The organism is Hungatella sp. SL.1.14 (assembly GCF_024460495.1).
Taxonomy (GTDB): domain Bacteria; phylum Bacillota; class Clostridia; order Lachnospirales; family Lachnospiraceae; genus Hungatella; species Hungatella hathewayi.
Window position 1 is genome coordinate 1 of record NZ_JANFYJ010000118.1, and the last position, 445, is coordinate 445.

At 53.0% G+C, this 445-nt stretch carries 1 protein-coding gene; it reads right to left on the reverse strand.

Annotated elements, in window-relative coordinates; genetic code table 11:
• On the reverse strand, nt 1-445 hold a 445-nt coding region (locus NE473_RS30230), incomplete at both ends, for an extracellular solute-binding protein (protein ID WP_256265561.1).

Below are 445 nucleotides of genomic sequence, written 5' to 3' on the forward strand. Positions count from 1 at the left end.
CCAGAACCTCCTGGTCTTCAGCCAGCTTTGGCAAAGCCGAGATGGATCCGTTTGCCAAAGACGCTGACTTTTCCTGTTCCGGGCTTGTCAGCCATACGGCCGCCTGAAATGCTTCATCCGGATTCTCACTGTTAGCCGCCACAGACCAGCCCCAGAAATTAGCGGTTCCTACATAATCCTTGTCTCCAACACTGGGCATACCTGCAAATTTAACGGTTTCTGCCACTGCCGACTGTTCCGGATCCAGATATGCGGAACAATTACCGGAAAGGCTGATACTGACAGGAGCCACCCCATCCTTCATCGCCTGTCCCACATCATCCACATGCCAGGTCGACACGCCATCCATTGCGTACTTACAGAGTTCCTGCCAGATGGCAATCGCCTGTACAGCCTCATCACTCCCTAAATCAGCCTTGCCATCCTTTATAAACTCACCGCCGCA